Origin of the sequence: Cryobacterium sp. M25 (assembly GCF_002929635.1) — a bacterium.
GTDB classification, from domain to species: domain Bacteria; phylum Actinomycetota; class Actinomycetes; order Actinomycetales; family Microbacteriaceae; genus Cryobacterium; species Cryobacterium sandaracinum.
The window spans coordinates 1-26592 of sequence record NZ_PJJU01000025.1; the positions used below are offsets into that span (position 1 = coordinate 1).

At 68.0% G+C, this 26592-nt stretch carries 25 protein-coding genes, 1 tRNA gene and 1 pseudogene; 13 read left to right on the plus strand and 14 right to left on the minus strand.

Going from position 1 to position 26592, the window contains the following annotated elements:
* The first annotated feature begins 188 nt into the window (after window positions 1–188).
* On the plus strand, window positions 189–1199 hold the full coding sequence (locus tag CXY81_RS01025) for an aldo/keto reductase family protein (protein WP_104193707.1): 1011 nt from the start codon (window positions 189–191) through the stop codon (window positions 1197–1199).
* A gap of 153 nt (window positions 1200–1352) precedes the next feature.
* On the opposite strand, the gene CXY81_RS01030 is transcribed toward CXY81_RS01025, so the two are convergent.
* The 4 genes from CXY81_RS01030 to CXY81_RS01040 all read right to left on the minus strand — a co-directional run bounded on the left by CXY81_RS01030 (window position 1353) and on the right by CXY81_RS01040 (window position 5146).
* Window positions 1353–2153, minus strand: coding sequence for an amino acid ABC transporter ATP-binding protein (locus tag CXY81_RS01030; protein WP_104171892.1), 801 nt, complete (start codon window positions 2151–2153; stop codon window positions 1353–1355).
* The gene (locus CXY81_RS16535; protein WP_104171891.1) at window positions 2150–3184 is read right to left on the minus strand and encodes an amino acid ABC transporter permease; all 1035 of its coding nucleotides are present in this window, start codon (window positions 3182–3184) and stop codon (window positions 2150–2152) included. Before CXY81_RS16535 ends, CXY81_RS01030 begins: the two co-directional genes overlap by 4 nt.
* A gap of 3 nt (window positions 3185–3187) precedes the next feature.
* Window positions 3188–4087: an ABC transporter substrate-binding protein gene (locus CXY81_RS16540; protein WP_104171890.1), complete on the minus strand. Its 900-nt coding sequence runs from the start codon at window positions 4085–4087 to the stop codon at window positions 3188–3190.
* Window positions 4088–4282: 195 nt separating this feature from the next.
* Window positions 4283–5146: a sulfurtransferase gene (locus CXY81_RS01040; RefSeq protein ID WP_104193708.1), complete on the minus strand. Its 864-nt coding sequence runs from the start codon at window positions 5144–5146 to the stop codon at window positions 4283–4285.
* Between the two features lie 37 nt (window positions 5147–5183).
* Here CXY81_RS01040 and CXY81_RS01045 point away from each other — a divergent pair, with 37 nt between their 5' ends.
* Window positions 5184–6392: an MFS transporter gene (locus CXY81_RS01045; protein WP_104193709.1), complete on the plus strand. Its 1209-nt coding sequence runs from the start codon at window positions 5184–5186 to the stop codon at window positions 6390–6392.
* 114 nt (window positions 6393–6506) lie between these two features.
* The gene (locus tag CXY81_RS01050) at window positions 6507–7331 is read left to right on the plus strand and encodes an aldo/keto reductase (protein ID WP_104171888.1); all 825 of its coding nucleotides are present in this window, start codon (window positions 6507–6509) and stop codon (window positions 7329–7331) included.
* A 263-nt stretch (window positions 7332–7594) separates the two neighbouring features.
* On the opposite strand, the gene CXY81_RS01055 is transcribed toward CXY81_RS01050, so the two are convergent.
* Both CXY81_RS01055 and CXY81_RS01060 read right to left on the minus strand, forming a co-directional pair.
* A complete protein-coding gene (locus CXY81_RS01055; RefSeq protein ID WP_104193710.1) occupies window positions 7595–8590 on the minus strand; it encodes an aldo/keto reductase in 996 nt (331 codons plus the stop codon).
* The gene (locus CXY81_RS01060) at window positions 8545–9492 is read right to left on the minus strand and encodes an alpha/beta fold hydrolase (protein WP_104193711.1); all 948 of its coding nucleotides are present in this window, start codon (window positions 9490–9492) and stop codon (window positions 8545–8547) included. The genes CXY81_RS01055 and CXY81_RS01060 overlap by 46 nt, the downstream gene beginning before the upstream one ends.
* A 130-nt stretch (window positions 9493–9622) precedes the next feature.
* On the opposite strand from CXY81_RS01060, the gene CXY81_RS01065 reads away from it, so the two are divergent.
* From CXY81_RS01065 to CXY81_RS01075, 3 genes are read left to right on the plus strand one after another with little or no spacing between them, the layout of a single operon-like run.
* The gene (locus tag CXY81_RS01065; RefSeq protein WP_104193712.1) at window positions 9623–10519 is read left to right on the plus strand and encodes a DUF4349 domain-containing protein; all 897 of its coding nucleotides are present in this window, start codon (window positions 9623–9625) and stop codon (window positions 10517–10519) included.
* Window positions 10520–10528: 9 nt separating this feature from the next.
* Window positions 10529–11695 (plus strand): acyl-CoA dehydrogenase family protein, encoded by a 1167-nt coding sequence (locus CXY81_RS01070; RefSeq protein WP_233193915.1) that lies wholly within the window; start codon window positions 10529–10531, stop codon window positions 11693–11695.
* Complete coding sequence (locus CXY81_RS01075) at window positions 11688–13034, plus strand: threonine/serine exporter ThrE family protein (RefSeq protein WP_104099570.1); 1347 nt, start codon at window positions 11688–11690, stop codon at window positions 13032–13034. Before CXY81_RS01070 ends, CXY81_RS01075 begins: the two co-directional genes overlap by 8 nt.
* A 27-nt stretch (window positions 13035–13061) precedes the next feature.
* Here the strand turns inward: CXY81_RS01075 and CXY81_RS01080 are convergent, their stop codons facing one another.
* Complete coding sequence (locus CXY81_RS01080) at window positions 13062–13307, minus strand: hypothetical protein (RefSeq protein WP_104171884.1); 246 nt, start codon at window positions 13305–13307, stop codon at window positions 13062–13064.
* A 186-nt stretch (window positions 13308–13493) separates the two neighbouring features.
* Here CXY81_RS01080 and CXY81_RS17160 point away from each other — a divergent pair, with 186 nt between their 5' ends.
* Both CXY81_RS17160 and CXY81_RS01085 read left to right on the plus strand, forming a co-directional pair.
* Window positions 13494–13616: a hypothetical protein gene (locus tag CXY81_RS17160; RefSeq protein ID WP_255408599.1), complete on the plus strand. Its 123-nt coding sequence runs from the start codon at window positions 13494–13496 to the stop codon at window positions 13614–13616.
* 79 nt (window positions 13617–13695) lie between these two features.
* Window positions 13696–14583 (plus strand): metal-dependent hydrolase, encoded by an 888-nt coding sequence (locus tag CXY81_RS01085; protein WP_104171913.1) that lies wholly within the window; start codon window positions 13696–13698, stop codon window positions 14581–14583.
* A 215-nt stretch (window positions 14584–14798) separates the two neighbouring features.
* Here CXY81_RS01085 and CXY81_RS01090 read toward each other — a convergent pair.
* The 4 genes from CXY81_RS01090 to galU form a co-directional block, all read right to left on the minus strand.
* Window positions 14799–14871, minus strand: a tRNA-Ala gene (locus CXY81_RS01090).
* Window positions 14872–14952: 81 nt separating this feature from the next.
* Window positions 14953–15975: a hypothetical protein gene (locus CXY81_RS01095; RefSeq protein ID WP_104171883.1), complete on the minus strand. Its 1023-nt coding sequence runs from the start codon at window positions 15973–15975 to the stop codon at window positions 14953–14955.
* Between the two features lie 72 nt (window positions 15976–16047).
* Entirely contained in the window at window positions 16048–16707 is a 660-nt protein-coding gene (locus CXY81_RS01100; protein WP_104099574.1) for a GNAT family N-acetyltransferase, read from the minus strand.
* 56 nt (window positions 16708–16763) lie between these two features.
* Window positions 16764–17657: a UTP--glucose-1-phosphate uridylyltransferase GalU gene (gene galU / locus CXY81_RS01105; RefSeq protein WP_104099575.1), complete on the minus strand. Its 894-nt coding sequence runs from the start codon at window positions 17655–17657 to the stop codon at window positions 16764–16766.
* 34 nt (window positions 17658–17691) lie between these two features.
* Here galU and CXY81_RS01110 point away from each other — a divergent pair, with 34 nt between their 5' ends.
* The 3 genes from CXY81_RS01110 (at window position 17692) to mscL (ending at window position 19263) form a co-directional block, all read left to right on the plus strand.
* Window positions 17692–18270 carry a 5-formyltetrahydrofolate cyclo-ligase gene (locus CXY81_RS01110; protein WP_104171881.1) on the plus strand — a complete coding sequence of 193 codons (579 nt, stop codon included), beginning with the start codon at window positions 17692–17694 and terminating at the stop codon, window positions 18268–18270.
* An 87-nt stretch (window positions 18271–18357) separates the two neighbouring features.
* A complete protein-coding gene (locus CXY81_RS01115) occupies window positions 18358–18747 on the plus strand; it encodes an FmdB family zinc ribbon protein (RefSeq protein WP_104193714.1) in 390 nt (129 codons plus the stop codon).
* A gap of 78 nt (window positions 18748–18825) precedes the next feature.
* A complete protein-coding gene (gene mscL, locus CXY81_RS01120; protein WP_104171879.1) occupies window positions 18826–19263 on the plus strand; it encodes a large conductance mechanosensitive channel protein MscL in 438 nt (145 codons plus the stop codon).
* A 444-nt stretch (window positions 19264–19707) separates the two neighbouring features.
* Here mscL and CXY81_RS01125 read toward each other — a convergent pair whose 3' ends face one another.
* Window positions 19708–19989: a hypothetical protein gene (locus CXY81_RS01125; protein ID WP_104171878.1), complete on the minus strand. Its 282-nt coding sequence runs from the start codon at window positions 19987–19989 to the stop codon at window positions 19708–19710.
* Complete coding sequence (locus CXY81_RS01130) at window positions 19982–23848, minus strand: AAA family ATPase (RefSeq protein ID WP_233193916.1); 3867 nt, start codon at window positions 23846–23848, stop codon at window positions 19982–19984. The genes CXY81_RS01125 and CXY81_RS01130 overlap by 8 nt, the downstream gene beginning before the upstream one ends.
* Window positions 23849–23981: 133 nt before the next feature.
* Here CXY81_RS01130 and CXY81_RS01135 point away from each other — a divergent pair, with 133 nt between their 5' ends.
* On the plus strand, window positions 23982–25001 hold the full coding sequence (locus CXY81_RS01135) for an adenosine deaminase (RefSeq protein ID WP_104171877.1): 1020 nt from the start codon (window positions 23982–23984) through the stop codon (window positions 24999–25001).
* Here the strand turns inward: CXY81_RS01135 and CXY81_RS01140 are convergent.
* Window positions 24979–25995, minus strand: coding sequence for a magnesium and cobalt transport protein CorA (locus CXY81_RS01140; protein WP_104193715.1), 1017 nt, complete (start codon window positions 25993–25995; stop codon window positions 24979–24981). The two genes, CXY81_RS01135 and CXY81_RS01140, sit on opposite strands and share 23 nt — an antisense overlap.
* Window positions 25996–26152: 157 nt before the next feature.
* Here CXY81_RS01140 and CXY81_RS01145 point away from each other — a divergent pair.
* A pseudogene (locus CXY81_RS01145) lies at window positions 26153–26592 on the plus strand (hypothetical protein); the annotation flags it as partial.

The following is a 26592-nucleotide window of genomic DNA, read 5'->3' on the forward strand; positions in this document are numbered from 1 at the left end:
ACGTGACCAAGTCCCGCACCCGGATGACGGACGCGGTCGAACGGAAGAACGGATAGGGGGTCCCTGGCCCCTGGTCCCAGGTCTCGACATGCTCGACAGGCTCGACATGCTCGACATGCTCGACATGCTCGACATGCGTCCGCTTTTTCACCCAGCGACAGTGGGACCGCTCCGCTTAGGCTGTAGGCATGGAATTCCGCTATCTCGGTTCATCAGGCCTGAAAATCTCCGAAATCACCTACGGCAACTGGCTCACGCACGGTTCGCAGGTCGAGAACGACATCGCCACGCAGTGCGTGCATGCCGCGCTCGACGTGGGGATCACCAGCTTCGACACCGCCGACGTCTACGCCAACACGAAGGCGGAGTCCGTTCTCGGCGACGCCCTCAAGGGCCACCGCCGCGAAAGCCTCGAGATCTTCACCAAGGTCTATTGGCCGACCGGCCCGCGCGGCCACAACGACGTCGGGCTGTCCCGCAAGCACATCATGGAGTCGATCAACGGTTCTCTGACCCGGCTGCGGACCGATTACGTCGACCTTTACCAGGCCCACCGCTTCGACACCGAGACCCCACTGGAGGAGACGATGCAGGCCTTCGCCGACATCGTTCGGCAGGGCAAGGCGCTCTATATCGGCGTCAGCGAGTGGACCGCCGCGCAGCTGCGAGCCGGCCACGCCCTCTCCCAGGAGTTGGGCTTCAGCCTGATCTCGAGCCAGCCGCAGTACTCGATGCTGTGGCGCGTCATCGAAGACGAGGTCGTGCCGACTTCGCGCGAGCTCGGCGTCGGTCAGATCGTCTGGTCCCCCGTGGCCCAGGGTGTGCTCACCGGCAAGTACAAGGCAGGACAGGCCCCGCCGGCCGGCTCGCGCGCCACCGACCTCAAGGGCGGCGCCGACATGATCAGCCGCTTCATGAACGACGACGTGCTCACCCGGGTGCAGAACCTTGAGCCGATCGCCGCCGACCTCAACCTGTCGATGGCGCAACTGGCCGTGGCCTGGGTGTTGCAGAACGACAACGTCTCGGCAGCCCTCGTCGGAGCTTCCCGCCCCGAGCAGGTGCGCGAGAACGTCGAGGCCGCGGGAGTGAAGATCCCGGCCGAGAGCATGAGGCAGATCGACGAGGTACTCGGCGACGTCGTGGAGCACGATTCCGCGATGACCGCGGCTACCGCACCGCAGAGCCGCCCGGCGTAGGGCAGGCTCGGCGTCACACTGCTCGGCCCGAACGAGAATCGCCGTTTGTGCCGAGAGTCGCCGCAACGGCGGGTACTCTCGGCACAAACGGCGACGGTCGCTGCGGTTTTCCTAGAGCAACATTTCTAGAGCAACATTTCTAGAGCACTATTTCTAGAGCACCTTCGACAGGAACGCCTGCGTGCGGCGGTGCTGCGGGTTCGTCAGGATCTCGTCCGGGTCGCCCGCTTCGACGACCACACCGCCGTCCATGAAGACGAGCGAGTCGGCGACCTCCTTGGCAAAGCCCATCTCGTGGGTGACCACGATCATGGTCATGCCCGATTTGGCCAGACCCTTCATCACGTCGAGCACCTCGCCGACGAGCTCAGGGTCGAGCGCACTGGTCGGCTCGTCGAAGAGCATGAGCTTGGGTTCCATCGCGAGTGCGCGGGCGATCGCCACCCGCTGCTGCTGCCCACCCGACAGGTGCGCCGGGTAGTAGTCGGCGCGTTCGGCCAGACCCACCCTGGCCAGCAAATCGAGAGCGCTCCGCTCCACCTGGGCCTTCGACAGCCCCTTCACCCGGATCGGCGCCTCCATCACGTTCTGTAGCGCCGTCATGTGCGGAAACAGGTTGAACCGCTGGAACACCATGCCGATGTCCCGTCGCTGACGGGACGCTTCCTTGGGTGCCATCTCGTAGAGCTTGCCGTTGGTCTCCCGGTAGCCGATCAGCTCGCCGTCGACGCTGAGCCGACCGGCGGAGAGCACCTCGAGGTGGTTGATGCAGCGCAGGAACGTGGACTTGCCCGACCCACTGGGCCCGACCAGGCACATCACCTCGCCACGCTTCACCTCGAGGGAGATGCTCTTGAGCACCTCGTTCGAGCCGAAGCTCTTCGATACCTGCTCGGCCAGAACCATGGGAGGAATCGTGACGGATGCCCCGGCCTGCGTGTTCACGTCGGTCATTTCACGCCTCCGGGGTGGGCTGGTGGATCGTTCTCGCGCGGCGGTGCGATCACCGACGGCTGCCCGGAACCGATGACGGGGACGACCCCGGTGAGGGTTCCCGTTCCGGTGCCGACGGCATCCTTGCGATCCGGCTGCCGGTCGCCCACGCCGCGGGCGAAGCGCTTTTCGAGGAAGTACTGGCCGACCATCAGGATGGACGTGAAGAACAGGTACCAGATCGAGGCCACGATCAAAAGCGGGATCGGGTTGAACGTCTCCGCGGAAATATCCCGCGACCGGGTGAACAGCTCGAAGCTGAACGGCACGGCGGTGACGAGCGACGTGGTCTTCAGCATCGAAATGACCTCGTTGCCCGTCGGCGGGATGATCACGCGCATCGATTGCGGCAGGATCACCCGCGTCATGGTCTGCGACCAGCTCATTCCGAGCGCCGTCGCAGCCTCCTCCTGGCCGCTGTCCACGGCCAGGAGGCCGGCGCGCACGATTTCAGCCATATAGGCCGCTTCGTTCAGGGCCAGCCCGATGATGGCGATGGTGAACGTGCTCAGTGCCGCGTTGGTCGAGAAGGACACCCACGGGTCCATGAACGGGATGCCGATGTCGATGCTCGAGTAGATCAGCGAGATCAGACCCCAGATCGTCAGCTGCACGTAAACCGGGGTGCCACGGAAGATCCACAGGTAGAACCAGGCCAGGCTCTTCACCACGGGGTTGGGCGAGAGCCGCATGACGGCCAGGATCACCCCGAGGACGATCGCGATGACCATGGAGTACACGGTCAGCTGCAGGGTCACGACGGCCGCCTGCGAGATGCGGCGGTCGAAGAGGTACTTGCCGACGGCGGGCCAGTCGTAGGCCGGCCGGAGCGCGGCGTCGACGACGATGGAGACGAAGACCACCACAAGCAGAATGGCGAACACCATCCTCCACGGATGCCGCAGCTTGATGGCCTTGATCGGCACCGATGGGGCCGGTTCCCCGGGCGGGCGGGTTGCCCCGCCCGCCTTCGGTGGAGTCGTGGTGCTCATGCGTTATCCGTTCGACGCGGCGTTGATCGTGATCGTCTCGATCGCACCATCCGCGACGCCCCACTCGTCGAGGATGTCACCGTAGGTGCCGTCATCGACCATGGACTGCAGCGCAGCCTGCACGGCCTTGGTCAGCTCGGAGTCCTTGGCGACCACGATGCCATAGGGCGCCACGTCGAAGGTCTCTCCGGCCGGCTGCAGCTTGCCCTCGGTCTGGGCGATCGCGTAGAGAGTGACGGGCGAGTCGGCGCTGAGCGCGTCGGCCTGGCCCAGCACGACCGCGTTGGTGGCCTGGTCCTGGGTGTCGTACTTCAGCTTGTCGATCGCCGGCTTGCCGGCCGCGACGCAGGCGTCACTCTTGGCCGGCACTTCGTCGGTGTCCTCATACGTGGTGGCCTGCACGGCGACCTTCAGCCCGCAGGCGTTGTCCGGGTCGACGTCGTTGCCGACGGCCGAGGCCCACTGGATGCCGGCGACGAAATAGTTGACGAAGTCGACCTGCTTCTCCCGCTCGACGTTGTCAGTGAAGGAGGACACGCCGATATCGGCCTTGCCGCCGGTCACGCTCGGAATGATGTTGTCGAATTTCGCGACCTGGAATTCCGGCTCCAAGCCGAGCTTGGCTGCGACGGCCTCAGCGATCTCGATGCCCCAGCCGATCGGCTCACCGGCTTCGTTCTTGAACTCGTTGGGAGCGTAGGTCGGGTCGGTCCCGATGACGAGCGTGCCGGAGTCGGCCACCTCGGCGGGAAGCATCGCGGCGGCGGCGTCGTCCACGGCGATCTCGCTGGCGGAGGAGTCGGCCGTTGCTCCGCCCGTGGTGTCCGTGGAGTTGTCAACGCAGCCGGTGAGCAGGAGTGCCGTGACGGCGGCGAGAGCCGGGAGCAGGTATTGAGCGCGCATTGCGTAACCTTTTTCGTGGTTGTCGGATGTGTCTGGTTCGTCTTTGAGGTCCGTTAACGGAATTCGACAAAAGCGAGCATATAACAGCACGCTCACGCGGATTCCGTGCGCAGATAACGTTTTGGGCCAGCCCTACTGAGCGTGGACAGGCTTCCCCGAGTCTCAGTATGACCGGAAGCGTGTTTCGCGCGGATTTCACGCCCGAGGGTCGCCCGTCGCGACCGGGCGGCCCGGCAGGTTGGACCACTGCGACCACGAGCCCGGGTAGAGCGCCGGTGAGAACCCGGCGATGGCCAGAGCGGCCGCCTCGTGCGCGGCGGTGACGCCGGAGCCGCAGTAGACGCCCACCCTGCCGCCCGCTGTGACTCCGAGCGCCTCGAACCGGGCGCGCAGATCGGCGGCCGGGAGGAAGCGCCCGTCGAGGGTGAGGTTGTCGGCCGTGGGCGCGCTGATCGCGCCGGGGATGTGGCCGGCCCGAGGATCGATCGGCTCCGTGTCCCCGCGGTAGCGCTCCGCAGCGCGGGCGTCGAGGAGCGCGCCGGTCTGCGCGAGCGCGGCGGCGGCATCCGTGTCGAGCACAGGCAGCACCCCGTCGGAGAGGGTGATCGTGCCCGGACGGACCGTTTCCGCGCTCAGCTCTGTTGTGGCCAGCTCGCCGACCGCGAGCGGCAGGCCGGCGGCGCGCCAGGCGGCGAGCGCCCCGTCGAGAAGCAGCACGTCGCGCACCCCGGCATGACGCAGCAGCCACCAGGCACGGGCTGCCGACACCCCGCCCAGGTCGTCGTAGACCACGACCGTATCGCCGTCACGAAGCCCCCAGCGGCGAGCGGCTGCCTGCAGCGTCGCACGGGTGGGCAACGGATGCCGCCCGTCGGCCGGTTCGCCGGGCCGGGCCAACTCGGTCTCCAGGTCGACGTACACGGCGCCGGGGATGTGGCCGGCCCGGTATTCGTCCGGCCCGGGCGGGCCACCCAGCCTCCAGCGCACGTCCAGCACCCGAACGTCGCTTCGGGACTCAAGCATGGCTGCCAATTCGTCGGCCGTAATCAGTATTCGCACGCGCTCACGCTACCTCGGCGGACGTAGACTTGAGTAAGTGAGCAGCTATTGGACCCTTTTGAAGACTCCGGGCGTTGCTCGCGTCATCGCCGCACAACTGACAGCTCGGTTCCCCTTTGGGATGCTGTCGCTCGCGTTCCTGATCCACATCGAGCAGGTCTTCGACTCCTATGGCGCCGCCGGCCTCGTGCTGGGCGCCATGAGCATCGGACAGGCCGTCGCCGGGCCGCTCACCAGCCGACTGATGGGCCGCTGGGGCATGCGTCCGGTGATCACGGCCACCCTCGTCGTCTGCGCGACCTCCATCGTGACAATGGCTCTGGTCAGCATGCCCATTTATGTTCTGATGGCCGTGGGGCTCATCGCCGGGTTGTCCACACCGCCGATTCAGCCGGCCGTGCGCACCATCTACCCGAAGATCGTCAACTCCCGCCAGCTCACGCCGCTGTTCTCGCTCGACGCGTCGGCCCAGGAGATCATCTGGGTGCTGGGCCCGGTGATTGCCACGTTCGTGGCCATCCAGGTCAGCCCGGTCGCCGGCATCCTGCTCGCCGCCATCTTCCTCATCGGCGGCGGCGTCTGGTTTCTGGTGCTGCCCGAGGTCAGCCGGGTGCGCATCCCCCGTAGCCGCCGCAAACTCGGCGTCGTTCTTAAACGCCCGGCGGTCATGCTCAGCACCATCGTCGGCTTCATGCTGGTAGCCGCCTGCGCCTCGGTCGAGGCGGGTGTGGTGGCCGCGTTCGGGCACGGCAGCGCGGACTCGGGCTGGGTGCTCGGCATCTTCGCTCTCGGCTCGCTGATCGGCGGGCTCGCCCTCGGCCACGCCCCGATCGGCCCTTGGGCGTTGGCCGCACGGATGCTCATCGTCACCGTCGGCCTCGGGCTCGCCACCCTCGGGCTCAGCTTCTGGTGGCTGGCCGCCACCCTGCTGCTGGCGGGAATCGGAATCGCGCCGGCCTTCGCCGTTCTGTTCGGCATCGTGTCCGCGAGCGTCAAGTTCAGTGACACCGCGGAGGCCTACGGCTGGGTGGGCACCGGCCAGCTGATGGGCGCCGCCCTGGGTTCCGCCATCGCCGGTTTCATGATCGACCAGAGCGGCGCCACGGCGGCCATCCTGGTCGCGGCCGGCTTCGCGGGGCTCGGCACGATCATCCCCGCGCTCGGCCGGCGCTGGCACCCCGACCTGCGCGGCCGCGATGCGAGCCCGCTCCCCGACACCGCACCGATCCAGGTGCAGGTCTCCTAGCCGCCTCCGCTCATCGCGCGGTGAACCGACACAATTGCGAGGTTGAGCGTCGCGCGCACCCCTCAATCGTGTCGGTTCACGCCTCGGCGCAGTAGGACGAGGTTAGATGGGGGGATGACGCTCTCACCGTTACTTCCCCTGCATGACGGACACGGTATCCCCCAGCTCGGGCTCGGCGTTTACAAGATCGCGGATGCCGCGGCGGCCGACGCTGTGCAGGTCGCCCTGGAGGCCGGTTACCGCCACATCGACACCGCGGCGCTCTACGACAACGAGACCGGCGTCGGCCAGGGTATCGCCCGCTCCGGCCTGCCCCGTGAGGACGTGTTCGTCACCACGAAGGTCTGGAACGACCAGCACGGCTACGACAAGACCCTGCGCGCCTTCGACGTGAGCCTCGGCAAACTCGGCTTCGACTACGTCGACCTCTTTCTGATCCACTGGCCCGCACCCCGCCAGGACCTCTTCGTCGACACCTGGCGCGCCCTCGAGACGCTGCGCGCCTCAGGTCGCGCCCGGTCGATCGGGGTGTCCAATTTCCAGCCGCACCACCTGGACCGTCTGCTGGCCGAAACGGATGTCGTTCCGGTCCTCAACCAGGTGGAGCTGCACCCGTGGCTGCAGCAGTCCACCGTGCGCGAGTACGACGCGGCGCACGGCATCCTCACCGAGGCCTGGTCGCCGTTGGCCCGCGGCCGCGCGATCGGCAACGAGACCCTCGACGCCATCGGCGCCCGGCACGGCAAGACGGCCGCACAGGTGGTCATCCGCTGGCACCTCGAGCTGGGCAATGTGGTGATTCCGAAGTCGGTGACACCGGTGCGCATCCGGGAAAACTTCGACGTCTTCGACTTCACACTCAACGCCGGCGACCATGCCGCCATCGCCGCCATCGACGCCGGCCAGCGCACCGGCAGAGATCCCGACGACCTGGACTGAATCTCGGCTCGACCCGGATCGGTGCCCGCGGGTCGCGCTCAGAGCCCCGCGCCCCTCTCCCGCACCCCTGACGAATTCGACGGAGATTTCGACCGAAACCCGCCCAAACAAGCCGGAAACCGGCTTCAACCCAAAAATCTCCGTCGAATTGGTTCGCCGGAGCCGCAGTGCCTTGCGACAATGCCGCCTCCACAGGTCCGCGCGAGAGTCCCCGTTCCGGTCGAGAGCGACCCGCGGAACTGGCACTCCCGACCGGACAGGTGCTACCAGCGGCGGTGGATCTGCTCGCGCAGCATCCGGTCGTAGATATCCTGCACGCCCTCGTTGAGCCCGAGGCTGAGCGGGGCGACCGAACCGGCAGCGGCGTTGCCGCGAGCCTGCTGCACCGATCGGGCCCCGGGGATGACCGAGCTGATGCCGTCAATCTGGGCCACCCAGGCCAACGCGGCCTGCGCGGGCGTGAGCTCCTCGGTCAGGGAGCCCACGAGCGCCCCGAACTCCGCGGCGGCTGCCAGGCCGGTCTCATAGTCCACACCGGAGAAGGTCTCGCCGACGTCGAAGGCGCTGCCGTCGCGGTTGTAGTTGCGGTGGTCGTTCGCCGCGAAGGTTGTTTCCCGGGTGTACTTTCCGGTCAGCAGGCCGCTCGCCAACGGAACGCGGGCGATGATGCCCACACCGGCGGCGCGCGCGGCCGGCACGACGGCCTCGAGCGGCTTCAGCCTGAACGCATTCAGGATGATCTGCACGCTGGCCAGGCCGGGCCGTTCGATGGCTGCGAGAGCCTGGTCGCAGGTCTCGACGCTCACCCCGTAGCCGGCGATGGCTCCCTCGGCGACGAGTGTGTCGAGCGCGTCGTAGACCTCGTCGGATTCGATCACGTCGCTCGGCGGGCAGTGCAGCTGCACGAGGTGCAGGGTGTCCATGCCGAGGTTCGTGCGGGACCGGTCGATCCAGGCCCGGAAGTTGGCGAGCGTATAGTTCTCGGCCAGCTGGTCGACCCGTCGGCCCATCTTGGTGGCCACGGTGATGCCGGCGGCGGCGTCGCTGCCGGCCAGGAATCGACCGATGATCTGCTCGCTGCGGCCGTCACCGTAGACGTCGGCGGTGTCGAAGAAGGTGACGCCGGCGTCGACGGATGCCGCGAGCACCGCGGTCGCGTCGGCCTCCGACACGTCACCCCAGTCCGCTCCCAGCTGCCAGGTGCCCAGCCCGATCACGGAGACGATTCGGCCGGTTTTTCCGAGGGTTCGTGTGTCCATTTCTCCAGCCTAGCCACGGAAGCCAAAGCGGAAGCCGTGACCGACGAGGCAGCAGCCGCGGACAAGGCCCCGGCCCCGGCTCTGTCGTCCGCGTCGATGACCCGGGCCAGTGCCCGGGCGAGCCGCGGCCGGATGAGATGGTCGTTCGCTTCGACGCGGTGCATGGTGACGTGGCGCATCCGTTCGATCACCGTCATAGAGCCGGCCGCGATGAAGGCGTCCAGCACACCGTAGACCACGTCGACCGGCACTCGCACGGCCGCGATGTCGCTGACCACGGTCTGCGATTCGATGCAGTGCTCCAGCGATTTCACGAACGGGGTCCAGTCGCGCTCCGTCAGCTCGAAGATGCCCTTCGGCAGCAGCCGTGCGATGATGGCCGCGTTCGCGAGAGTGAACTCCTTGTTCAGCCGCAGGAAATCGTAGGCGCGCAGGTAGGCGTTCACCCGGGCCCGCACCCAGCGGTCACCGATGTCGGTCGGCGACAGATAGACCGGCGGCCCCACGAGCACCACCCGGGACACCTGGGTTCGACGGGACGCGCGGGTGCGGGGCATCGCCGCCAGCCGGGCCGCGATCAGGCTGCCGAGGGAGTGGCCCACCAGGATGAACGGCTCGCGGAGCTTCAGCGACCGGATCGTGGTGGCCAGGGCCTCGACGTGGTCCTCGAGCCGATACTCGCACCCCTCGGGGATCGGCGATTCGCCGAAACCCAGGATGTCGACGGCGATGACCCGGTGCCTGGGCACAAGCAGTGGCACCAGTTCCCGGAACGTTTCCGAGGAGGAGGCGATGCCGTGCACGAGGATCACGACCGGACCGGTTCCCTCATCGATTGCGATGTGCAGCAGCGGCGGGCGTGACCAGCCGAGCCGTTCGCAGAGGGTCGCCCACCAGGTCATGGTTCCAGTATCGCCGTGAACGGCGTCCATTCGGCGACCGGTGTAGGCGGCGCATGCACGCGAAGCGCGCGCCGCATGCCGAGACTCGATTGTGATCCAGAGCCGGCGACAGCGGTCGTACAGTGGGGCCATGAAGCGTTTACCCGCGATCGCCGCGGTACTCCTGAGTACACTGCTGCTGACCGGATGCTCCGTGCCCGGCGCTTCCACCGACTCCGGCGGCCCCGCCACGTCCCCGGGCCTCGCCGAACCGGGCGTCGTCAATCCGGGGACCGTCACACCCGGCGCCGAACCCGGCGAGTCTCTCGACTCGCGCACCTTCCCGGACGGCAGCACGGGCGAGATCGCCTCCAGCAAGCGCGACGTGATCACCACCGGGATGGTGTCGATCACCGTGAAGGACCCGATCGCATCCGTGCAGGATGCCGTCACCATCACCGAGCAGGCCGGCGGTCGGATAGATAGCCGCACCGAGAACCCCGCCACCGGCAACCAGCCGGCGAGCGCGAACCTCACCCTGCGCATCCCCTCGGATGAGCTCGACCGCACGCTGGCGGAGCTGAAGCAGCTCGGCACCGTCAACTTCGTGTCGCTCAACGCCTCGGACATCACCCAGCAGACCCAGGACCTCGATGCCCGGATCACCTCGCTGCAGACCTCGGTCGACCGGTTACTTGCCCTGATGACGAGCGCCACGAACACGACCGACCTGATCGCCGTCGAGAACGCGCTGGCCGAGCGGCAGAGCGAGCTCGAGGGGTTGCAGGCGCAGCGGGACTACCTGTCCGACCAGGTTGATTTCTCGACCATCACGCTCGACCTGTACTCGACCGGCACAGTGGATCCCGGCACCCCGGACGACTTCTGGGATGCCATCGCGGCCGGCTGGAACGCCCTCCTGACAGCCCTCAGTACCGCGATCGTGGCCATCGGCTTCGCGCTGCCCTGGCTGCTCGCTCTCGGCCTGGTCGCAGCAATCGTCTACCTGGTGATCCGGTTGGCACGCAAGCGGCGCACGCCTGCGTAAACTTATTTGGTGTACACGTCTACCGAACTCTCCCCGCTCGGTGACGAGCTGCTCGAACGCATCCGTTCTCGTGCCGCGAAGCATGACCGGGACAATACGTTCCCCGCCGACGATCTGGCCGACCTGATCGCCTGCGGTTACCTCCGCTCGCTCGTGCCTGTCTCCCATGGTGGCCTCGGGCGCAGCGTGCAGCAGGTCGCCGATGACCAGATCCGGTTCGCCGCCCACGCCCCGGCCACGGCCCTCGCCGTCAACATGCACCTCGTCTGGACGGGCGTGGCTCTCACCCTGCATCAGCGCGGCGACGACAGCCTCGATTGCGTGCTGCACGGCGCCGCCGCGGGCGAGATCTTCGGCTTCGGCGTGAGCGAGCCGGGCAACGACCTCGTGCTCTCCGATTCGATCACGACGGCCACCCCGCAGCCAGACGGCGGCTACCGGTTCACCGGCACCAAGATTTTCACCACGCTCTCCCCGGCCTGGACCCGGCTCGGCACCATGGGGATCGACCGGGACTCCGTCGACGGCCCGAAAATCGTCTGGGCGTTCATCGATCGGGGCGACCCGGGCGTCAGTCAGAAGAATGATTGGGACACCCTGGGCATGCGAGCCAGCCAGAGCCGCAGCACCGTGCTCACCGGCGCATCCGCCCGCCCGGAGCAGGTCTTCCGGCGGCTGGATCCCGGGCCGAACCCTGACCCGCTGATCTTCGCGATCTTCGCCAATTTCGAGATCCTGCTGGCTGCCGTGTACACCGGCATCGGCCGGCGCGCGGTCGAGCTGGCCGTGCTGGCGGCGAAGCGGCGCACGTCGCTCAAGCACGACGGCCGAACCCTGGCGCAGGACCCGGACATCCGTTGGCGCGTCGCGGAGGCCGCGATGATGATGGATGGCCTGTACCCCCAGCTCGACGCCCTCGCCCACGATCTCGCCACTCAGGCCGACCACGGCCCGCGGTGGTTCCCGCTCCTGTCGGGTCTGAAGTATCGCGCCACCGAGACCGCGCGCCTGGTCGTCGACCAGGCGCTGCGGGTCAGCGGCGGCTCGTCGTACTTTGCCGGGAACGAGCTCGGGCGACTGTACCGCGACGTTCTTGCCGGGCTCTTCCACCCGTCCGACGCCGAATCGGCGCACGCCACCGTGGCTGCCGCCTGGCTGGGTCCGCTCGATGTCTGATGTCACCCGCGCGATCAACGTCTTCGACAGCGCCGCCTACACCCGCTCGGTCCTCGACCTCACCATGCGGCTCGCGGAGGTCATCTTCGCGGCCGGCGCCGGAGCCGAAGACGCCACGGCCGCCATGGAAGCCATCACCCGCGCCTACGGGCTGAGGGGAACCGAGGCCAACGTCACGCACACGATCATCGCGCTCACCCACGAGGACCCGGCCACGCACGAGTCCATCACCCGGAGCCGCAACGTCAAGTACCGTTCGCTCAACTACAGCAAGCTCGCGGCCACCTCCGAGCTGATCGCCGAGATCCTCGACTCGCCGCCGGATGTCGCCGATGCCCGCAAACGCCTGGCCACCATCGTCAGCGCCAAGCCGCAGGTACCGGCCCTGTACCGCCGGCTGGGCTGGAGCCTCGTCGGAGCCGGGGCCGCCGTGCTCATCGGCGGCGGGCTGGTTGTCTGCGTCGCCGCCTTCGTCGCCACCTTCTTCATCGACCTGATCACGACCTCGCTCGACCGCCGGCAGGTTCCCGTCTTCTACCAAAACGTGGTGGGCGGGGCGATCGGGCCGATTGTCGCCGCGATCGTCGCACTCATCGACACCTCGGCGAATCCGTCCCTGGTCGTCATCGCGACCATCATCATGCTCCTGGCCGGCGTCACCACCTTCGGCGCGGTCCACGACACACTGTCCGGCTTCTACCTGACCGGCACGGCACGGATGATGGAGGCCCTGTTGATCACGGGCGGCCTGGTCACCGGCGTGGCCGGGGCGTCACTGCTGGTGGCCCGCTTCGGGTTCCAATTGCGCGTCGATGCCAACCTCACGCCGACTCTGGCCGACTTGCCCGTGATGCTCGCCGCCGCCATGGTCATCGTCGCCGGTTTCGGCCTCGCCGTGCAGGTGCCGTGGCGGGCGTTCTGGGTGGTCTGCCTGCTCGGCGCCGTCGCCGAGCTGCTCTATCTGGGTGGGGCGAGCGCCGGCTTCGGCCTGGTCTGGTCGTCGGCTCTCAGCGCCATGGGTGTCGGTCTGCTGGCCGCGATCGCGGCCCGGATCGTGCGCACTCCCCCGCTGGTGATCGTCGTTTCCGCGCTCGTCCCCCTCGTTCCGGGGCTGATCCTGTTCCGCGGCCTGCTGCAGCTGTCCGACGGCAACATCGACGGCCTGCTCAGCATGCTGACCGCCGGTGCCGTGGCCGCTGCGCTGGCGGCGGGCGCCATCCTCGCCCAGTACGTGGTGCAGTTCGTCTGGGGTCCGGCGCGCAGGCTTCAGCGCCGCTTCGTGGGGCCGCTGATGGCTTTGCCCGTTCGGCTCGGCCGCGGCCCCGGTACCCGGATCTGACCCGGTGGACGAATCAAGCGGTTCCGGCTAGTTGGGAATATCCGCTTCGCCCTGCGGGTCTTCGGTCTCCTCCTCAACGAAGCGGTAAGGGATCGGTTCCTCGGTTTCGTGGCCGATCCGGAAACTGCGGCGCACGGTTGAGCCGTCTTCCGTCTCCTCAAGCACGACCTCCTGCTGGTACTCGCCGTTCACGTACTCGAGTTTCCGGGGCGTGCCGGCGGCGATCACGTTGGGTCCGTAGAAAATGGCCTCGTAGGTGGTCATGTCGCTCATATTTGGATCCCTTTCTCCGGGTGGAGACGTCTGCCTCCCTGGCGGGGCGCGTCGGTCTCAGCCTACGGCCGGGCGCGCAAGTTGCACAGGCCCGGGTGCCGGTGCGAGCGGGAAGGTGCCGTTTCGCGGCAACCCGCGTAGGGTCGAAGTCACGGTGCCGCTGGGGCTCGGTTCGAAGGAGTACACATGGCTGACAAATCACCCAAGAAGGACGCATCCAAAAAGGTTGCCGGCAAGTCCTTGAAGGAGAAGCGTGCCGACAAGCACGCCAAGGCGAACGAGACGACCGAGAAGGCGCGCAAGGCCTAGCGCCTGCTCCACGATTAAACTCAGGGTGTTGCCGCGCTAGCCGCGGCAACACCCTTTTATGTTCCGAAAGGACCTGCCGATGACCCTTCCCGCCATGGACACCCAAGTGAGCTACCCGGCCGGGCAGACCGAGAGCACCGCGACGGTGCTGCACGTCGAGCCGCTCCCGACCGGACTGCTTGCCGTGCTCCTCGACACCACCCCCGTGCACCCGGTCGACGCGGGTTGGCCCGACCAGGGTCCCGACCGGGCCGTGCTGCGCGCCCAGGGAATCGAGCTGCCGGTGCTGGACTGCGTCGTCGGAGCGACGGACGGGTCGGCGCTGCATCTCGGCCGGGACATCCCGGTGCCGAAGGGAACGCCCGGCTGGGCGTTCGTCGTGGCCCACATCGTGCAGCCCCATGCCGCCCTGATCGAGGGGCAGCCGGTCGACGCCGTCGTCGACACCGGCTACCGGCGACGGATGTCCGCGGGCCACACCGCGTGCCACCTCGCCTCCCTCGCCCTCAACCTGGCTCTCGCAAACCGGTGGAAGAAGGACGTGCGCACCGACGCTCTCGGCAGCCCCGACTTCGACGGCACCGCGATCGACGTGTCCCTCATCGGTGAGAACGAATCCGTGGACACCTACCGGCTCGGCAAATCCCTGCGCCGCAAGGGCTTCGTCACCGAGGAACTGGCCGACCAACTGGCCGAGATCGAATCGATGCTGAACACCTCTCTCGCCGGGTGGGTGGCTACGGACGCGAGCGTGCGCATCGACCGGGACGGCCCACTGCTGACCGACCGCCGGTACTGGGTCTGTGAGCTGCCGGCACACGACGTGCGCATCCCCTGCGGCGGCACCCACGTTTCCTCCCTGGCCGAGCTCGGTGCCGTGCGCGTGGCGCTGTCCACAACCGACGTGGAGGGCACGACCGTGCTCACCATGGAGACGTTCGTCGGCCGATCGGCGCTCGGCGGCTGAGGCCGGCGCAGGTCGGCACGTGAACTCGGCTTGGATCAGAAACTCTCATTTCGGAGATTTTTGCGACACGCCTTTCACCCCGGCGCACCACGCCGCATGAACCGAAAATCTCCGAGTTCGGCGACGGAATGGCTCGTCGGCCTGAAGACGAAGACAGAAAGAAGAAGGCCCCCGGTTTCCCAGGGGCCTGCGACTGACGATTGTCACTATCTCGGTGGAGCTAAGGAGATTCGAACTCCTGACCTTCTCATTGCGAACGAGACGCGCTACCAACTGCGCCATAGCCCCTAACCGCTTATGCAGAATATCACGCGCGGCGACCGAGTTTCGCCGAACCGCCCGCTAGAGCCCGAATGGGCCCGGGTTCGGTCAGCCGACGGCGCGGCGACGGCGCAGCACGTCGTCGAGGTCGCTCATGCCGGGAGCGGTGTCTCCGACGACCCCCATCGACGCGAACCGGCTCGCTGCGGGCACGGCCGGAGTATTCTCGCGACCGGGCGCCGCACGCGTGAGCGGGGTGACGGCCACCTCGAGGGCCGCGGCCCGGCGGGCGAGTTCCGCCTCTGCGGCTACCTTCCGCAGCTCGGCGGCGGCATCCACGGATGCCATCGCCGCCTGGGCGACGGATCCGCGCGACAGGTGCATCGGCCGAGGCAGCGGCAGCGGCGTCCAGCTCGGAGCGACGACCGGCGTCTCCTCGAGGTGCACGGACTCGAAGGCCTGCCCGACGCGGGCGGAGGGGTAGCTGACCTCTGAGCCATTCGCGGCGGCAGCGTGCTGGTGGGCGCGGCGAGATGTGCGGGCGAGGCGCGACAGCGCCCCGACAGCGAGCGCGACCGTAGCCAGGCCGGCGAGGACTGCGGTCCAGGCTCCGCCCGCTGCCACCGCGAGAACCCCGGAGACGAAGAAGAGGATGCCCCCGAGCAGGATCAGGGAGGTCAGCGCTCGCACCCGGCGCAGACGCAGAGCGCGAGCGCGACCCGGCGATCCGGCCACGACCCCGGCGCCCACGGCGCCGGCACGCACGGCGGAAGCCTGGGCAGCGACCTCTCGAGCGGCAGCGGCGCGGTTTGTGGCGGCCAGGGCCGCGGCGGAGCGCCGGGCGGACGCGGCGGCATCCGTCACCGCCTTCGCCTCGGCACGGGCATCGTCTTCGGCCTGGGCCAGCAGCTTGCGTTGGGTCAGGACGGTTCGGGCATTCGCTTCGAGCCGCACCTGCTGGGGCACCTCGGACGTCTCCGCCAGAATGCGCATGGTCTGCTGCAAGCGAACAGCGTTGCGCTCGGTGGTGAGGTACTGGCGTCGGCGCGCCCAGGTCGGCATGAGATAGGTCACCCACAGGGCAGCCGCGACCGCAATCATCACTCCCCCGCCCAGGATCTCGCTACTCATAATCTCTAAGGTAAGAGGGCCGTAGCCATGCGGTGATGATTATCGAGGGTGTGTCACGGGCAATTCCCGCACTCATCGGTCACTCACCGTCAACGGATGCGCGGCCGCGGCCCGATCGACGTCCGTCACCCGGGCGGCGTCGGCCGGCGCCTGGCCGAACTGCCAGCGGTGCAGCACGCCCTGGCGCACCTCTTCGGCCACCAGCCCGAAGCAAAAATGGTCGCGCCAGTCGCCGTTAATGTGGATGTACCGGCGACGCAGACCCTCGTAGCGGAAGCCGAGTTTCTCCACGACCCGCAGCGAGGGCACGTTCTCGGGTCGGATGCAGATCTCCATGCGGTGCAGCCCGAGCTGGCCGAAGCAGTAGTCGGTGGCCAGGGCTACGGCTGTGGGCGTGATCGCCTTCCCCGCGAATTCCTCGCCCACCCAATAGCCGATGGTGGCCGACGACAGGGAGCCCCAGGTGATCGACGACACGTTGAGCTGGCCGGCCAGCTCGCCCTGGTATTCGACCAGGAACGGCAGCCCGCTGCCGGCACGAGAGTGCGCAAGCAGGCTGCGGATGCTGGCGCGGGTGTCGAAGGACATCGGCGCATAGGGGCTGGTGGCCTCCCAGGTGCGCAGCCAGCCCCGGTTCTCCATCAGGGAACGGTCGAGGTTGCGGTCGTCGCGCAATCGGATCGGTCGCAGTGTGACGGGACCCTCATGAAGCGTCGGTATTGCGATCGCCACAGTGTGCCCGTCTACTCAATGCCGAAATGGTGTTTCCTTAATCTACCGCGCGTGTTTTAGTCGAGAGTGGCGACGAACTCGTGCAGCCAGGGCCGCAGGTCCGGTCCGAGGTCCTCGCGGTCGACGGCAAGCTGCACAATGGCCTTGATGTAGTCGAGGCGGTCGCCGGTGTCGTAGCGGCGGCCACGGAAAATGACCCCGTACACGCCGCCGCTGGTGACCGGGTTCAGCGCCATCTCCTGCAGCGCGTCGGTGAGCTGGATCTCGTTACCCTTGCCCGGCTGGGTGCGCTCGAGCACCTCGAAGACCTCGGGGCGTAGCACGTAGCGGCCGATGATGGCCAGGTTCGACGGGGCATCCTCGGTGCTGGGCTTCTCGACCAGCCCGGTGACCCGCACCACGTCGGGATCGTCGGTGGCCTCGACCGCGGCCGCTCCGTAAAGGTGGATCTGTGAGGGCTCCACCTCCATCAGGGCAATGATGCTGGTATTGCGCGTGCTCTGCTCGGCGAGCATCTTCGACAACAGCGGGTCGCGCGCGTCGATGATGTCGTCACCGAGCAGCACCGCGAACGGTTCGTTGCCAACATGCATCTTGGCCCGCAGCACCGCGTGGCCGAGGCCCAGCGGGTCACCCTGGCGTACGTAGTGGATGTCGGCCAGGTCGGTGGCGTGGTTGACCTTCTCCAGTCGGCTGTGGTCGCCCTTTTTCTTCAGGATCGCCTCGAGTTCGGTCATGCGGTCGAAGTGGTTTTCCAGCGCGTTCTTGTTGCGCCCGGTGACCATCAGCACGTCGGTCAGGCCCGCGGCCACGGCCTCCTCCACCACGTACTGGATCGCCGGTTTGTCGACGACCGGCAGCATCTCCTTCGGCATGGCCTTGGTGGCCGGAAGAAAACGAGTGCCCAGTCCTGCAGCAGGAATGACGGCTTTGGTAATTGGTGTCCCCATGGTCCCTACGATATCGGCATCTAGGATGAGATATATGGATTCCGATATCGGTCATCGAAAGCGCGCGCTTCGCGCCGAGCTGCGGGAGCGCCGCCAGAACCTGACCTCGGTCGAGCGGGAGGCCGCGACGGCCGGATTCACTCAGAATCTGCAGAGCATCACTCTGGATCTGTCGGCCCGGTCCATCTCCTGCTACCTGTCCTCCCGCAACGAACCGGACACCCGCCCGTTCGTGAACTGGGCGGAGGCCCAGGGCATCCGGGTGCTGTTTCCGGTGTCCCGCGATGACGGACTCCTCGACTGGACCGTCGGCGAGGACCAGACCGAATTCGAGGGTCTCTCGGGCGCCCCCGAGGCAGGCGGCAGCCTGCTGGGCCCGATCGCGATCAACGACGTTGACCTCATCATCGTGCCGGCCGCCGCCGTCGATGCGACCGGCCTGCGCATGGGCTGGGGTCGCGGCTACTACGACAAGACCCTAGGCTCGATGGAGAAGTGCCCGCCGGTGTATGCCGTCGTCTTCGACAACGAATTCGTCGACGAGGTGCCCCGCGAGGTTCACGACCAGCCGGTCGACGGCCTGGTCACCCCCACGCGCATCATCGCGTTCTGATCGGCCCTCCCCCTACTTCCTGTTCAACGAAAGCCATTTCATAATCGGAGATTCCGGCCCACAGGCCGGTCCCCCATCGGAGTTCCAGTGCCTACCTATTCCTACCGCTGCACCGAGTGCGACACCGCGTTCGACATCCAGCAAGCATTCACCGACAACTCGCTCACCACGTGCCCGACCTGTGGCGGCAAGCTGCGCAAGGTCTTCTCGTCCATCGGCGTGACCTTCAGCGGTTCCGGCTTCTACAGCAACGACGCCCGGTCGGATGCGAAGCGCTCGCTCGAGCGCTCGTCGAAGACCCCGGACAAAAAGTCAGACAAGAGCTCAGACGCGAAGTCGGGCGATTCCGGCTCCGGAACCGGTTCCGGCTCCTCCAGCGAGAAGTCCGCGGCCCCCGCGAAAGACAGCTCCGGCCCGACGAAAGTCGCAAGCACCAGCACCAGCAACACGCCCGCGTCCGCCGCGAAGGCCTCCTAGCCCCCAGCACCTCACCGCCTCAGCACCTCAGCACACCACTCGCCTGTCCCGGCGCCGAGACCTCACCGGAGTTTCACCATGATCCAGGGCTTCAAAGAATTCATCATGCGCGGCAACGTCATCGAGCTTGCTGTCGCCGTGGTCATCGGCGCGGCGTTCACCGGGGTGGTCAGCGCGATCGTCACGGGCATCTTCAACCCGCTGATCGCGGCGATCTTCGACTCGGAGAGCCTGGCGGAGGCGATGGTCATCGGCCTTCCCGGCGGGGGCGGCCTGTCGTTCGGTCTCGTGCTCGCCGCGGCCATCAACTTCCTGCTGGTCGCGGCCGTCGTCTATTTCGTCTTCGTGATGCCGCTCAACCACCTCAAGCACACGCAGGAGCGTCGCCGTGCAGTCGGAATTCCCTCCACCGCCGATGCCGCCGCCCCCACAACGGAACTCGACCTCCTGACCGAGATCCGCGACCTGCTGGCCGCCGGCGCGACACTCGACCAGGGTCCGAAGCACACGCTCTAGATGAGTGAGGCCTCATCGATTGGTTACCGCTCCCGGCAAGCCAATTCTGACCGGCCCCCGTTGACGCTGCTCAGTACAGGCGGAAGGCCGTGTCCGGGGTCGAACCAATTCGACGGAGATTCTGACGTTTGAGCGGGATTTCGGCCTGTTTCCGGACGATACGGGCAGAATCTCCGTCGAATTCGTTCGGGCCGCGGGCGGAGCGCGTGGTGGATACCGAACGGCACAAGCGCTGCTGCACAGCAGGCAGGGGTTGTGGCCAACTCAGGAGATCCGTCCGGCCGGGTCGGGCATCCGCGCCGGTTCCGCACTGCTCCGCGGCGGCTGGTGAATGCGGCCGGCGGATGTCCTGAGTTAGCCACACACACACGGGCTCGGCTGGCCCATCGCCCACGACGATGCGGCCTCACTCATCCACGGCAGTCACCAACTCCGTCCCTTCGGCTACCAGTGCGGCGGGCGGTCCTGACGGAGCCGTTCGTCGTTGACGCCGCGGGTGCCATGTCCGGCGGGATCGGCGGGCACGATGCCGCCCTCCTCGCGCAGAACCGGTGGGTGCGGATCGGGGTCGGTGTCGGGCGCGGGCGTCAGCCGAGCACGCCGGGACGTGCCGGCCGATTTGACGACGGACTGCCGGGGAACGACGGATGCGTCCCGGTGGCCGACCTTATCCCGGTGGTCGAACTTGTCGAGACCATCCCGCTCGGGTACGCCGCGCTCAGGCACCAGGTCGGCGCACCGGACCGGACGAACCAGGCCCCGTCGAACCACGCCCGGACGAACCAGGCCCCGTCGAACCAGGCGCCGTCGTACCATGCGCGGCCGAGCCATGCGCGGAGGATTCGGCAGCCGCCGGCGGCACCGACAGTCCGACGAGTGCCGCCACGCGGGCGGCCACCGCGTCCGGGTTGCTGAAGAGTTCGAAGCTGTGCACCCGCAGGTAGTGCCAGCCGAGGCGGCGCAGCACTTCGGGGCGAAGCCTCAGAGACTCGCGCAAGCTCGACCGGCCGACGACGGCATCCGTTTCGACGACGACGGCACGGCCCGCGTGCGAGCCGGCGAGGGCCAGCTTGCCGCGGTGGCCGAGCGACACGGTGAGGCCAAGGCGTTCCAGGCGGCGGGCAAGGTCGACCAGCATCGCCTCGCTTGCGTCGGGAACCTGGGCCTCGTTGCGGCGCGCCTCGGTCTCGCTGAGCACCTGGGAGAGCGCGAGGATGCCGTGGCGCTGGCGATCCTCGTCGATGTCGGAGGGGCGGAAGCAGGAAACGATGTCCATGGCCCGGCGGGCCCGGGTCATGCCGATGGCCAGCAGCCGCTCACCGCCCGGTTCACCGAGCGAACCGAAGTTCGTCAGGAGACGGCCGTGCGGGGTGCGGCCGTAGCCGATGGAGAAGATCACCCGGTCGCGGCTCTGCGCCACGGCCTGCTCGAGGGTGAGCACAGTGAATGGCTCGGCCCGGTCTTTCAGGATGAAGTCGGAGAGGTCGGTACGCTTGGAGAAGGCGGACAGCACTGCCTGGTGCACACGCACGGAGTGCCGCGCGCTGGCCGTGATGACCATGAGTGATTCCTTCGGGCGCTTGACGGCGTGGTCCATGACGAGTTCGACGACCTTGGCCACCTCGGCGTCGACGCTTTCCACGGCCCCGGAGTCGGCGTCGGGCATGCCGTGCCCGCCGGCCACGTAGTTGATGGTGAGGCTGCCGTGCCCGAGGTAGCTGCCCGCCCAGGGCAGGGAGTCGATGCGCCCGCCGTAGAAACGGTGGTTGACGAGTTCCGCGAGGTCTTCGCCGCCAGCGCGGTAGCTGCGGGTCAGGGTGAGGGTCGGCAGCAGCTCGCCGAGGCGGGCCAGGGCCGAGTCGGCGTGCAGGGCGTCGACGTTGGTCTCCTGCTCGACGCGGTCGTCGGCGGCGGCCGTGATGCCGGTCTCGAACGACGACGGTGTCTGCGTGACCGGGTCGCCGAACGCGACGATCTGCCGGCCGCGACGGATGGCGCCGACGTTCTCGGCCAGAGTGGTGGCGCCGGCGTCGACGAGCAGGACGGTGTCGAAGCTCATCTGGTCGGCGAGTGCCGCCACCTCGTAGGGCGAGGCCAGCCAGACCGGGGCGAGCACGCGGCCCAGGTGCGGGGCGGCCTTGTGCAGGCGGGTGGGGGTGGCCCGGTCGGCGCGCAACAGGCGCCTGAGGTTGTCGGCCTCCTCGGGCCAGTCGACGACGCCGATCTTCCAGGTCTCGGCGAGCAGCCAGGCGAGGAGCTGCCCGGTGGTCGAGGCGTGCGCCTCGTCGACCAGGCGGAAGTCGGCCTCGAGCCGGTCGAGAACCTGCGTGTTGGCGTTCAGGAGGGCCTTGTCGCCGCTGAGCATGGTCTCGAGCACGGACTGCCACCAGGCGAGTTCGAGCTCGTCGGCGACGTCTCTCTCGGACACGTGGCGCTGGGCCAGGTCGGTCATCAGCGGGTCGAGATTGTGTTCGCGCAGGGTAGCGAGCAGCGCGGTGCGCTCATGTAGGTTCGCCAGTACCTCGCTCTCGGCGGCCAGGCCGGAGATCGTGTAGATGAGCTCCTTCACCGGGCGGTTCGACAGCTGACGCGTGGTTCCGGCCGCTCCGAGCGGAATGTCGAGGCTCGCGAGGTCTTCCGAGACGCGCTGGTAGGCCACGTGCACATCCGAGATACCCACAGGCACCTCGGGGGTGACGCCGGCGACTACGAAGCGCTGCCACAGGGTGCGCTGCTGCTGGATGCGGCGCAGGCTCTCGTTCATGTCGCTCACGTGCACGCCGGGGCGCAGGTATTCCACAGCGAGCTTGCGCAGACGGCGACGGTTCGCGCCGGTCATCTCGGGCGACTCCCGGCGGGACGCGGTCGCGGAGATCAGTTCGGTCAGGGACCGGTCGAAGACGGCCGGCTGGAACTTGTCGAGCGTCTCCCGGATGTCGAGCAGCAGCCGCAGGTAGACGCCGAGCTCGGCGATGGTCTCGAACGGTCGCAGTCGGGTCTGGCCGACGAGTCCGGCGGCACGCTCGAGCAGGCGCGGGAGTTCGATCTGGTTGACCCGTTTGGCCAGCTGGTGCGCCGCCGAGGCGTCCGCGGTGGAGGAGAAGGAGGCTCCGTACCAGGGCGAGTCGCCCGGTCCGTAGCGGAATTCACCGAGTGCAGCCGCCTTGATCAGGGTGGCGGCGGCGGCCGGCCGACCCCGCGCCAGGCGTTCGAGCGCGCGTCGGTCGAGCCTGGCCGTGGTCGAGGGAGGTGAGGGCAGCTGCGCGAGGCGTGCCAGCTCACCGAGGGCGTCGAGAACGGACACCCCGAGCGCCGGGTCGCGGCGAGTGAGCGCCGACCGGTAGTCGAGTAGCACCTTGCGCAGGCGCACGAGCGCGTCGTCGACGTCGCCGACCATGGGCTGGGTGGCCTTCTCGTTGCGGGTGATCGCCTGGATCAGGTCCCGGCGCAGGGTGCGGGGGGTCACGGCGACCCCGGGCAGCCCGACCTGCACCAAGCGGTGCGCGATACCGTCGAGGCTGGAGCGGCGGGCGCTGACGACGAGCACGCGCTTGTGCTGAGCGATAAGCGAGCCGATCGCGTTCACAATCGTCTGCGTGCCGCCGGTGCCGGGAAGGGTTTTCACGACGAGCGAGTTGCCGGCCGCGATCTGTGCGACGACGTTCTCCTGCTCGGAGTCCGCGTCAAGCAGAAGGATGTCGGTGGCCGGTGGCCGGGAATCCTGGCCGAGCGGGACGACCGGGTTGTACGCGGTCTCGATGGCGCGCCGGGCGCTGGCGTTGCCACCGATCGCGTCGAGCAGCGGATGGTCCAGGTTGGCCGCATCGGCGGCGAGAGCGCGGCCGACGTCGGCGAACACGGAGGCCACGAGGCGCGGTACCACGTTGAACCAGGGCAGGTGCGAGGTGAGGCCGCGCAACCGGTCGATCACGGGCTGCGGTTTGAAGGCGCCGTTGGTGACGGCCAACGCCACGAACGCATCCGCATCCAGAACGATCTCGAACTGGTCCTTCAGCGCGCGGGCCAGTTCCGGGTTGAGGAACGGCTGGCCCTTGAGCTTGAGTTCGAAATCGCGGCCGTAGCGGCGGATGGCGAGGGGGCGCAGCAGCACGGGAGCGCTGTAGTCCACATCGTTGTGGCGCCACTCGGCAAGGCCGATGGCCAGGTGCACCGATTCGATGCCGCGCATGGAGCGCAGTTCGATGCCCTTCTGGGTGATCTCGCCGGCCGCCAGCCGCGCGTTGCGCAGGGCCAGCTCGTCGCGGATCAGGTTGGAGAGCAGAGCCGTCTTGCCGGTGATGAACTGGGGCAGACCGCCCGGATGGGTGGCGCTCAGTTCGATCCGCGTGCGGGGTCCGTCGCTGAAGTGCAGCAGCGGGGAACGCCCGCCCACTTCGGCGAGTTCGTCGCGCCAGCGCTGCCAGACCGGGTCGGCCACATTGCCCACGGTGAGGGACGGATCGCCCAAGCTGACCGCGTGCGGAGCCGCAGAATCGTGCGGGTCGGTGGGCGGAGCATCCTGAATCTCCGTCAGGATGTCGTCGTCATCTAGTTTCTTATCGAGGCGCCACACACTCGACACCATAAGCCAAATCCCTCCGATTCCCCGGCAGGCGGCCCGGAATTGCGCGGATTCAGCCCCGAATTGTCTCAAAACGGGGCCTCCGGATGCGCGTGCGGCCGTCAGCGATTCGGCTCGCCTCGGCGAGAATGGTGCAATGAAACTCCCCCTCGTCGAACTCCACCTGCACATCGAGGGAACCCTCGAACCGGAGCTGCTCTTCGAGCTGGCCGCACGGAACGCGGTGACTCTGCCGTGGGCGTCGTTGGCGGAGCTGCGCGCCCAGTACGACTTCGCCGACCTGCAGTCGTTCCTGAACCTCTACTACCGGGCCCTGGACGTGCTGCGTGAACGGATCGACTTCACCGACCTGACCCGCGCCTACCTGGCCCGCGCCCGCACGGCCGGGGTGCGGCACGCGGAGCTCTTCTTCGACCCGCAGGCGCACACGAGCCGGGGCGTCCCGCTGGTCACCGCCCTGGCGGGGGTGCGCGACGCCCTGGACCGGTCGGTCGACGAGTGGAGCATCAGCACGAAGCTGATCGTGACGTTCCTCCGGGACCGTCCACCCGCCGAGGCCCTGCAGATCCTGCGAGAGATTCTCGCCGGTGGGGTGCCGATCGACGGCATCGGGCTGGACTCGGCCGAGGTCGGCTATCCCCCGGAGCTCTTCACCGAGGTCTTCGCTCTGGCCCGCGAGAACGGTTTGCGCCTGGTGGCGCATGCGGGCGAGGAAGGACCGCCCGACTTCGTCTGGCAGGCCCTCGACCTGCTCGGGGTGGAACGCGTCGACCACGGCATCCGCAGCCTGGAAGACGAGGTGCTGCTTGACCGGCTTGTGCGGGACCGCATCCCGCTCACGGTCTGCCCGTTCTCGAATGTGCGACTGCGCGTGATCGACACCCTCGCCGACCACCCCATCGTGCGGATGCTCGACCGCGGGCTGCTCGCCTGCATCAACTCCGACGACCCGGCCTACTTCGGCGGCTACATCGACGACAACCTGGCCGCGGTCGATGCGGAGTTCGGCCTGGGACCGGACCGGCTGGCCCTGCTCGCCCGGAACGGGATCGAGGCGTCGTTCCTGACGAACGGGGAGAAGGCGGCCCTGACTGCCGAGGTCGATGCCTGGCGTGCTGCCCAGCCGGCGCCGGCTATAGCCATCCGTTCTTCTTGAAGACGCCGTAGAGGCCGACGCCCATCACGAGCATGAGGGCGAGTGCGAACGGGTAGCCGAACACCCAGGTGAGCTCGGGCATGTGGGTGAAGTTCATGCCGTAGATGGTGCCCACGAGCGTGGGCGCGAAGAGGATGGCCGCCCAGCTCGAGATCTTCTTGACCTCTTCGCTCTGGACGAGGCTGGTCTCGGACAACCGCCGGGTCTCCTCGTTCTGGCGCTGGGTGACAAGGGTGCTGTGCACAGTTAGGGCATTGTCGAGGAGCTGGCGGAACGCGTCGCCGCGCTCGACAACCCGCAGGGTGTGGTCGAGCACGTCACGCAGGTAGTGGCTGAGCTCCGCGGGGACGTTGTAGGTGGTGAAGCCCTTCTGCAACGACTCCAGCATGCCCACGAGCGGCTGCGTCGCACGCTGGAACTCGATCACCTCCCGGGAGAGGTCGTAGATGCGCCGGGCGACGGCCTGATCGCCATCGAAGAGCTGGTCCTCGATCTCGTCGATGTCGTTCTCCAACCCGGCGACGACCGGCCCATACTCGTCGACGATCTGGTCGAGGATGGCGTAGAGCACGGCCTCCGGCCCGAGGGCCAGCAGCTCCGGCGTCTTCTCCATGCGCTCGCGCACCTGCGCGAGGTCGGGCGACTCGGCGTGGCGGATGGTGGCCACGAAGTCCGGGCCCACGAAAACGTGCAGCTCGCCGAACTCGACGCGTTCTTCCTGGTCGAGGTAGCGGGCCGGACGTAGCACGACGAAGAGGATGTCGTCGAAGCGTTCCAGCTTCGCCCGCTGGTGGCCCTTCAGCGCGTCTTCGACCGAGAGGTGGTGCAGGCTGAATTCGGCCGCGACCGAGCGCACCTCGTCGGGTGAGGGCCGGTACATCCCGATCCAGGCGAAGCCCTGGTGGGCCTTCATCACCTCATAGGTCTCGTCGAGCGTCGTCGGGTTCGCGGCCCGGCGGCCCTTCACATATACAGCGTTGTCGATCAGTGCCACGCGCGCTCTCCTTAGCTAACAGCTACCAGTGTCGCACCGGACGGGCCGCCCGCTGAGCGGGCTCGCGCACTGACCGGGCACTCGCTCTGACCGGCCTCGCGCACTGACCGGGCACGCGCTCTGACCGGGCACCGGCGGGGAAGGTAGGTTGGGGGTCGTGAACCCTGAGCGAGCCGGAGACGTCTTCATCGTCGTCGCTCCCCGCGGGTCCACGGATGCCGACGACCGTCGGTTCCTGGCGGCCGCGGCTGCCTGGGCGCTCGGCGTTGATCCGCGCCTCGTGCGCATCGAGCGGAACTGTCCGCACTGCGGCGGCCGGGACCACGGCCGGCCGCTGGTGGCGGTGTCGCCCGGGGCCGGAGCGGGGACCCACCCGCTGCACGTCAGCCTCAGTCGCGCCGTAGGGTGCGTCGCGTTCGCCCTGACCTTCCTCGGCCCGGTCGGGGTGGACATCGAGAGCGTCGCGGACGTCTCCCGGGCCGGGTTCGATGCGGTCGCGCTCGGGCAGGCGGAGCTCACCGCCCTGGCCAGACTGTCGGCCCCCGCCGCGGGCGCCGCCGCGGGCGCCGCCGCGGGCGCCGCCGACACCGCACGCGC